The organism is Oricola sp. (assembly GCF_022763245.1).
In the GTDB taxonomy this organism is placed as follows: Bacteria; Pseudomonadota; Alphaproteobacteria; order Rhizobiales; family Rhizobiaceae; genus Oricola.
The window spans coordinates 102,236-110,227 of record NZ_JALEGV010000034.1; the positions used below are offsets into that span (position 1 = coordinate 102,236).

Annotated in this window: 8 protein-coding genes and 1 pseudogene; all 9 read left to right on the plus strand. The window is 67.0% G+C overall.

The features are described from left to right. Entirely contained in the window at positions 1–1,542 is a 1,542-nt protein-coding gene (locus tag MRY80_RS15930) for an FkbM family methyltransferase (RefSeq protein WP_293292038.1), read from the plus strand. A gap of 15 nt (positions 1,543–1,557) precedes the next feature. Then, complete coding sequence (locus MRY80_RS15935; RefSeq protein ID WP_293292039.1) at positions 1,558–2,346, plus strand: TatD family hydrolase; 789 nt, start codon at positions 1,558–1,560, stop codon at positions 2,344–2,346. 7 nt (positions 2,347–2,353) lie between these two features. Next, positions 2,354–3,163 (plus strand): MBL fold metallo-hydrolase, encoded by an 810-nt coding sequence (locus tag MRY80_RS15940; RefSeq protein ID WP_293292049.1) that lies wholly within the window; start codon positions 2,354–2,356, stop codon positions 3,161–3,163. Next, positions 3,160–3,660 carry a YbaK/EbsC family protein gene (locus MRY80_RS15945; RefSeq protein WP_293292040.1) on the plus strand — a complete coding sequence of 167 codons (501 nt, stop codon included), beginning with the start codon at positions 3,160–3,162 and terminating at the stop codon, positions 3,658–3,660. The genes MRY80_RS15940 and MRY80_RS15945 overlap by 4 nt, the downstream gene beginning before the upstream one ends. Before the next feature lie 113 nt (positions 3,661–3,773). Continuing rightward, positions 3,774–4,634 carry an alpha/beta hydrolase gene (locus MRY80_RS15950; RefSeq protein WP_293292041.1) on the plus strand — a complete coding sequence of 287 codons (861 nt, stop codon included), beginning with the start codon at positions 3,774–3,776 and terminating at the stop codon, positions 4,632–4,634. Positions 4,635–4,661: 27 nt separating this feature from the next. After that, positions 4,662–5,732, plus strand: a complete 1,071-nt coding sequence (locus tag MRY80_RS15955) for a D-alanine--D-alanine ligase family protein (protein WP_293292042.1) — start codon at positions 4,662–4,664, stop codon at positions 5,730–5,732. A gap of 117 nt (positions 5,733–5,849) precedes the next feature. Further along, the gene (locus MRY80_RS15960) at positions 5,850–6,278 is read left to right on the plus strand and encodes a cytochrome c (RefSeq protein ID WP_293292043.1); all 429 of its coding nucleotides are present in this window, start codon (positions 5,850–5,852) and stop codon (positions 6,276–6,278) included. Between the two features lie 122 nt (positions 6,279–6,400). Next, positions 6,401–7,231 (plus strand): nucleoside triphosphate pyrophosphohydrolase, encoded by an 831-nt coding sequence (gene mazG / locus MRY80_RS15965; RefSeq protein ID WP_293292044.1) that lies wholly within the window; start codon positions 6,401–6,403, stop codon positions 7,229–7,231. A gap of 405 nt (positions 7,232–7,636) precedes the next feature. Further along, a pseudogene (locus MRY80_RS15970) lies at positions 7,637–7,992 on the plus strand (hypothetical protein); the annotation flags it as partial.

The following is a 7,992-nucleotide window of genomic DNA, read 5'->3' on the forward strand; positions in this document are numbered from 1 at the left end:
ATGAGCGAAGCCTTTCCGCTGGGAACCGTGGACGTCGAAAGCGTTCCGGGCCCGGCGTTGCGCTATTCCTTCTGCTCGCTGGTCACCGATGTCGGCCTCTATCGCGAGATGGTGGCGTCCTTCCGCGAGAAGGGCTTCTCCGAAGCGGCCTGCGAGTTCCTCTATGTCGACAACACCGCCGGGAACCGGTTCGACGCCTATGCCGGCCTCAATGTCCTGATCGCCCGGGCGCGCGGCGAATTCCTCGTGCTCTGCCATCAGGACATCCTCGCCTGTGACGACATCGCGCTGCTCGATGCCAGGCTGCAGGAATTGACCGCGCGCGATCCCGACTGGGGCGTCGCCGGCAACGCCGGATACGGCCCCGACGGGCGCATGCCGATCCAGTGCATCACCGATATCGGTGGCTACAAGCGCCACGCGGGCGATTTTCCAGAAGAGGTGATCTCGCTCGACGAGAACTTCATCATCGCCCGGCAGTCGACCAATCCGGGCCTGTCCGCCGATCTCCACGGCTTCCACATGTACGGCCCGGACATGGTCGTCCAGGCGGCGCTCGCCGGTCGCAAGGCCTATGTCATCGGCTTCCATGTCGAACACCGCGGCCACGCCGTGACCGGGCCTTCCTTCGTGCGGTCGGCGCGCGCCTTCGAGGACAAATACGCCCGTGCGCTGACGCCGCGCCGCGTGCGCACCACCGTCACGAAATCGGCGATCGGCGCGTCATGGCTCGCCCGCGCGATCCGCGATTTCCGCCGCAACCGGCGCTTCAACCGGCCGGAAGACGTGCTGCCGCGACGCTTCAAGCTGCGCAAGCTGGCCTATGTGCTGCATGAGCGCCTGCACGGACCGGTCTACCGCATCGGCGGCCATGCCTTCGCCCTTCCGCCCGGCAGCAACTACGCGCTCCAGCGCGGCGTCGACACGGGCGAATACGAAAGGCCGATGCGCGAATTCGTCGCCAGCCATCTCCCTGAAGGCGTCGATGTCGTCGAACTCGGCGGCGGCTTCGGCATCGTCAGCCCCTTCATCCGCGACAGGATCGGCCCCGACGCCCGGCACGTCATCGTCGAGGCGCATGAGGCGCTCGCGCCTTATCTGAACCGCAACACGGACCTGAAGCGGAACGCCGGGAAGACGACGCTCGTCACCGCCGCCATCGCCTATGAGGGCAAGCCGCAGGTCGATTTCCTGCTCCGCCCGCTGATGACCATGAGTCGGCTCGCGCGGGGCGCCGACGACGGCCCCGTCGTCCCGGTTCCGGCGAAAACCCTGTCGCAGGTGCTTGAAGAGACGGGCGTTCAGGGTCCATACGCTCTCGTGTGCGACATCGAGGGAACCGAATTCGATGTCTTCGAATGCGACAGTGCCGCATTGCGCGACTGCGTCTGCGTCATTGTTGAAATCAACCCGCGTTTTTTCCACGATAGAGGTCGAACGGTGCGAGACTGGCTGAACCTGTTTCACGAGGCCGGTTTTGAGATTGTCGATGAGGACACCAATGTCATCGTCGGCAGGAAACCGCGCCCGACCGTCAATTGAAGCCCGTCTGCACCCATGCTCATCGACAGCCATTGCCATCTCGATTACCCCGATTTCGCCGAGGAGCGTGACGCGATCGTCCAGCGCGCGCGTGACGCCGGCATCGTCCGCATGGTCACGATCTCCACCCATGTCCGCCGCTTCGACGACATCCGCGCCATCGCCGACGCCTATGACGACGTCTTCTGCTCGGTCGGCACGCATCCGCACAATGCCGACCAGGAACTCGACGTCACCGCCGACGACCTCGTGCGCCTGGCCGAGGGCGCGAAGGTCGTGGCGATCGGCGAGGCCGGGCTCGACTACTATTACGACAAGGCGCCGCGCGACGCGCAGGCCGAGGGCTTCCGGCGCCATATCGAGGCGGCCCGCCGCACCGGCCTGCCGCTCGTCATCCACGCGCGCGACGCCGACGAGGACATGATCGCGATCCTGACGGAGGAAACGCGAGGGAAGGGGGCCTTCCCCTTCATTCTGCACTGCTTTTCCTCGGGCCGCGCGCTGGCCGAGGCCGGCGTGGCGCTGGGTGGCTACGTGTCCTTTTCCGGCATCCTGACCTTCAAGAACTCGCAGGCCATCCGCGACATCGCCCGCGACGTTCCCGCCGACCGGCTGCTCGTGGAAACCGACGCGCCGTTTCTCGCGCCGCCGCCGCATCGCGGCAAGCGCAACGAGCCGGCCTATGTGAAGAACACCGCCCAGGTGCTGGCCGACGTGCGCGGCGTGACGCTGGAGGAGATCGGCCGGACGACGACGGAGAATTTCTACCGCCTGTTTGCGAAAGTGCCGCGCCACGATGCCTGATCCCGACATGGCGACAATGCGCTACACGGTCCTTGGCTGCGGCTCGTCTCCGGGCACGCCGCGGCTCAACGGCGACTGGGGCAATTGCGACCCGCACAATCCGCGCAACCGCCGCCTGCGGGCGTCGCTCTTCGCCGAGCGCATCGCGCCCTCCGGCGAGCGCACCTGCGTCGTCATCGACACCGGCCCGGATTTCCGCCAGCAGATGCTCGACGTTCAGGCCCGCCAGCTCGACGGCGTCGTCTACACCCATCCGCATGCCGACCACATCCATGGCATCGACGACCTGCGCACCTTCGTCCTGTGGCAGAAGCGGCTCGTCGACATCTGGGCCGACGACGCCACCTATGAGCGCCTGTGGGAGGGGTTCCGCTACTGTTTCGAGACGCCGGCCGGTAGCGGCTATCCGCCGATCCTGCGGCGCCAGCCGATCGCACTCGACCAGCCGTTCCCGGTGTCGGGGCCGGGGGGCGACATCGTCTTCCAACCGCTCGTCCAGCAGCATGGCAGGATCCATTCGCTCGGCTTCCGCATCGGCGATTTCGCCTATTGCTCCGACGTCAGTTCCTATCCCGACGAGACGCTGGCGCAGATGCAGGGCCTCGACGTGCTCATCATCGACGCGCTGCAATATCGCGAACATCCGAGCCATCTGTCGCTGCAGCAGGCGCTGGACGTGATTATGGAACTGGCGCCCAAACGCGCATATCTGACCCATATGCACATTCCGCTCGATTACGACACGGTGCGCGCCGAGACGCCCGATCACGTCGAGCCGGCCCATGACGGGCTTGTCATCGAACTGGAGACCGCATGAGCGACCCCGTCGTCCCGAAGCCCGGTTCGAGCATGGAGCGCGTCGCCAAGGACGCCGAACGTCTCGGGCTCCAGATCGAGCTCAGGGTCATGGACCAGTCGACGCGCACGGCCGAAGACGCCGCGGCCGCGTGTGGCTGCGCCGTCGGCCAGATCGTCAAGTCTCTGGTCTTCGAGAATGCCGAAAACGGTGCTCTTGTCCTGCTTCTCGTGTCAGGTGATCACAACGCCGATCTGGATTACATTTCAACGCGCTACGGCCTGAAGCTCAAGCGATGTGACGGCCGCCGCGTGCGCGACGAGACGGGCTTCGCCATCGGCGGCGTCGCACCCGTCGGCCACAAGGCGCCGATCGCCACATGGCTGGACGAGAGCCTGCTGGGCTACGCAATCGTGTGGGCGGCCGCCGGACGTCCGGACAGCGTCTTCAGCGTCGATCCCAAGGCACTGACGGACGCCGTCAAACCGCAGGTCATAGCGGTACGGGACACCAAATAGTTCCATAATCCATCTTATGCGACAAGCGGATTTGGCGGTAAGTGCACGCGGCTTTGACAACGGCATGGCGGCTTTGATAGCGCCTTGAGCGTCCAACCGTTGCGGAGACCGTGATGTTCGCAGGCTTTGAGGAGATCGACGTCGCGCTCGACGGCGCGACGATCCACGCCAGGGTCGGCGGCGCCGGCGAGCCCCTGCTCCTGCTGCACGGCTATCCGCAGACCCACGCCATGTGGCACGGCATCGCCGAAGACCTCGCGCGCAGCCATCGCGTCGTCGTCGCGGATCTGCGCGGCTATGGCGACAGCCTCGCCCATGACGGCGATTTCACCTTCCGCGCCATGGCCCGCGACCAGGTGGCGCTGATGGCGCATCTCGGCCACGAGAGCTTCCACGTCGTCTCCCACGATCGCGGCGCCCGCACCGCCCACCGCATGGTGCTCGATCACGAAAGCGCCGTGCGCTCGCTGGTGCTGATGGACATCCTGCCGACGCTCGACGCCTGGCGCACCATGGATGACTGGCTCGCCAGGCGCTATTTCCACTGGCTCTTCCTGTCCCAGCCCGGCGACATGCCTCGCCGGCTGATCTCCGGCGATCCAATCCTCTTCCTGCATTCCGCGCTGGCCGGCCTCTCGGCCAGTCTCGACATGTTCGATCCGGATGCGCTCGCCGAATACGAGCGCGCGGCGCGCAAGCCGGACGTGGTGGCCGCCTGGTGCGGAGACTACACCGCCGCCGCCACCTCCGACCTCGACCACGACCGCGCCGATCTCGGCCGGACCAGCGCCGTTCCCTGCCTCGTCCTGTGGGGCGCCCGCGGCGTCGTCGCGCATCACATCGATCCGCTCGACGCCTGGCGCGCCTGGTTCCCGGCCGTCACCGGCCACGCGATCGACACCGGCCACTTCCTCGTCGAGGAACGCCCGGCCGACGTGCTCGCGGCCCTGAACGCCCATTTCGCGCGCCTTTGACGCCACAATTCCAGTCCGGAGATCTCGATGACCGCTTCCCCCGAACGCCTGCGCATCGCCGTCCTCTATGGCGGCCGCTCGGCCGAGCATGATGTGTCGGTCATGTCCGCCACCAATGTCGTGGCCGGCCTCGATCCGGCGAAATACGACGTCGTGCCGGTCTTCGTCACGCGCGAGGGCCAGTGGCGTTCGGCGAGCTTCGCCGACGGCACGCTGACGGCCGACGAGACAGGTCCCGAACTCGCGCTCGTTCCGGGCGGTCGCGGCCGCCTCCTCGCCGCCGGCCCGGACGGCACCGACGAACTGCCGCCGATCGGCGCGCTCTTTCCCGTCCTGCACGGCCCGCATGGCGAGGACGGTTCGGTCCAGGGCCTGGCCGCCGTCGCCCGTGTGCCGCTCGTCGGTTGCGGCATCGCCGGTTCGGCGACCTCCATCGACAAGGATCTCGCCAAGCGCCTGCTGCGCGACGCCGGCATCCCCGTCGCCCGCTCGCTCGTGCTGCGCCAGGGCGACACCCTGCTGTCCTTCGCCGAACTGCAAACGCAACTCGGCCTGCCCGTCTTCGTGAAACCCGCACGCCAGGGCTCGTCCGTCGGCGTCTCCAAGGTCGCCGACGCCGCCGGCTACGACGCCGCGCTCGCCGAAGGCTTCCGGCACGACGACAAGCTCCTCGCCGAGGAATTCATCGACGGCCGCGAGATCGAATTCGCCGTGCTCGAAGACCCGCAAGGCGCCCTCGCCGTCTCGCGCCCCGGCGAGATCGTCCCGGCCGAAAGTCACGGCTTCTACAGCTACGACGCCAAGTATGTCGACGCCGACGGCGCGGCCCTGAAGATCCCGGCCGAACTCGCCCCCGACATGGAGGCACGCCTGCGCGACATGGCCGCCACCGCCTTCCGCGCCACCGGCTGCGACGCCATGGCCCGCGTCGATTTCTTCGTCACCGCCGACATGCGCTGCCTGGTCAACGAGATCAACACGATCCCGGGCTTCACCGACATCTCCATGTACGCCAAGGCGCTCGCCGCCAGCGGCATTGCCTATGCCGAGCTGCTGGATCGCCTCATCGCCCACGGCCTCGCCCGCGCCGCGCGGTAACGCGTCGCGCCATGGTCGTCTTACGTTGGGTCAATTCCGTTGATCGGCGTCAATGAGGACCGCTCGGGCCGGTCCGATACTTCCTTCCGTTGGGTAATCCTATTTCGGGAGGAAAAAATGAAAACAAGCATTGCACACTACCTGACCGCCCTCACCGTCGGCATCGGCGTTCTGGGCCTGACCGTGACGAGCGCCGCGGCCGACGACATCGCCATGGGCAAGCAGCTCTTCGGCGAGGCATGCGCCGTCTGCCACGGGGCCGACGGCAAGGGCGGAGGAGAATTCGCCAGCGAACTGAAGACCGCGCCGCCGAACCTGACGACGCTCTTGAAGGACAATGGCGACGTCTATCCCTTCGTGAAGGTCTACCAGACCATCGACGGACGGGCCGAGACTCGCGCCCATGGCGCCGGCGACATGCCGATCTGGGGCACGGTCTTCTCGCGCGACGCCACCGGCGGCACGCAGCCCTTCAGCGCCGAACTGCTGGTGCGCGCCCGCATGGTCGCGCTGGTCGAATACATCGAGTCGATCCAGCAGCCATAGGCAAGCCTGTCGGGGCGTTTCGGCGCCCCGATCCCTTCATAAGCCGCCCGCAGCCGCGGATTCTGTGGATGCCCGGCATCTGTCATCTCGCCGTCTTCGCGTTTTCGCATAAGAATGGCGCCATGACCCCTTCCCGCGACATTTCCCGCCTGATCGAGATCATGGCCCGGCTGCGCGATCCCGAGACCGGCTGTCCCTGGGATGTCGAGCAGACCTTCTCCACGATCGTCCCCTACACGATCGAGGAGGCCTACGAGGTCGCCGACGCGATCGAGCGCGACGACATGGTCGATCTGCCCGACGAATTGGGCGACCTGCTGCTCCAGGTGGTCTTCCACGCGCGCATGGCCGAGGAAGCCGGCCACTTCGAATTCGGCGACGTCGTCGAGGCGATCACCAGGAAGATGATCCGCCGCCACCCGCACGTCTTCGGGCCGGACAACGTCCGCGGCAAGAAGCTCGCCAAGGGCATGTGGGAGAAGATCAAGGCCGAGGAGAAGGCCGAGAAGGCGGCAAGGCACGCCGAAGCCGCCAAGGCCGCCGGCGTGGAGCCGGGCGAACACCCGTCCCTGCTCGACGACGTGCCCCGCGCCCTGCCCGCCCTGATCCGCGCCATCAAGCTGCAACGCAAGGCCGCCCGCGTCGGCTTCGACTGGGACACCGCCCCGCCCATCCTCGACAAGATCGAGGAGGAGATCGGCGAATTGCGCGAGGCGATGCGATCCGGCGAGGACGACAAGGTGAAGGAGGAATATGGCGACCTCCTCTTCGCGCTCGTCAATCTCGGCCGACACCTCGACGTCGAGCCGGAAGCAGCCCTTGAGGCCGCCAACCACAAATTCTTCACCCGCTTCCGCCACATAGAAACCGCCCTCGCCGCTCGCGAAAGATCCCCTGCCGACGCCACCCTCGACGAGATGGAAGCCCTCTGGCAGGAAGCGAAGACGAAATAGGGTTTCGGTCCGCCGGCCTGGCGGGTTCTCGCCGGAGAACATCCGTCGCGCCCGCGCCTCCCTTCTCCCCCCGTGGGAGAAGGTGGATGCGGCGGTTCCGTGAACCGGCGCAGACGGATGAGGGCCCTCCGAAATCGGGCCTCACCGTCCTTTATCCCTCCCCACAAGGGGGAGGAAGCGCTCGACCTCGCCCCCTCACCCAACACGTCGAGCCAGGCGCAACAGGCGACGGTTGAACGCAATGCCAGCGCCCTCCCTCCCCCTTGTGGGGAGGGATAAAGGGTGGGGGTCGTCACGAAGCGACCACTAAAAAACTCCACCAAAATCAAGACTCTGCACCAAATCCGCCGCCCCCGGCGCCACCATCTGATCCACCGCCCCGCTCCCCGCCCTTACCCTCGCGCCATGACCGACGCGCGACCCCACATCTTCGACTGGCCAGCCGCGATCGCCCGCAACCGGGCGGCGTTGCTGCGTGTCGTCGCGGTTCTGATCCTCTATGCCGGGCTGGACGATGGCGGGGCGCATGACGTTCCGCGCCGTGTCTGGCGCAGGATCGTGCGGCTGTTGCGACCGGCCGAGGCCGCCGCGCGAAGGCTGATCGTCATCGCCGCGCGCGGCGTCGAGCCCGGCCCGGTCAAGCCCTGGACGGAGAGGCAGCCCACCGCGCGCGAGGAGCTGCAGGCGGCCGGCCTGCTGGTGATCCACAAAAACGTCAATTTCGGCCTCGCCCGCATGTGGCAGCCGCCGCCCGAAGTCCC

Excerpts from the sequence above, each read along its gene's own strand:
- MRY80_RS15930 (WP_293292038.1), top strand. The coding sequence starts at position 1 with ATGAGCGAAGCCTTTCCGCTGGGAACCGTGGACGTCGAAAGCGTTCCG.
- MRY80_RS15935 (WP_293292039.1), top strand. The coding sequence starts at position 1,558 with ATGCTCATCGACAGCCATTGCCATCTCGATTACCCCGATTTCGCCGAG.
- MRY80_RS15940 (WP_293292049.1), top strand. The coding sequence starts at position 2,354 with ATGGCGACAATGCGCTACACGGTCCTTGGCTGCGGCTCGTCTCCGGGC.
- MRY80_RS15945 (WP_293292040.1), top strand. The coding sequence starts at position 3,160 with ATGAGCGACCCCGTCGTCCCGAAGCCCGGTTCGAGCATGGAGCGCGTC.
- MRY80_RS15950 (WP_293292041.1), top strand. The coding sequence starts at position 3,774 with ATGTTCGCAGGCTTTGAGGAGATCGACGTCGCGCTCGACGGCGCGACG.
- MRY80_RS15955 (WP_293292042.1), top strand. The coding sequence starts at position 4,662 with ATGACCGCTTCCCCCGAACGCCTGCGCATCGCCGTCCTCTATGGCGGC.
- MRY80_RS15960 (WP_293292043.1), top strand. The coding sequence starts at position 5,850 with ATGAAAACAAGCATTGCACACTACCTGACCGCCCTCACCGTCGGCATC.
- mazG (WP_293292044.1), top strand. The coding sequence starts at position 6,401 with ATGACCCCTTCCCGCGACATTTCCCGCCTGATCGAGATCATGGCCCGG.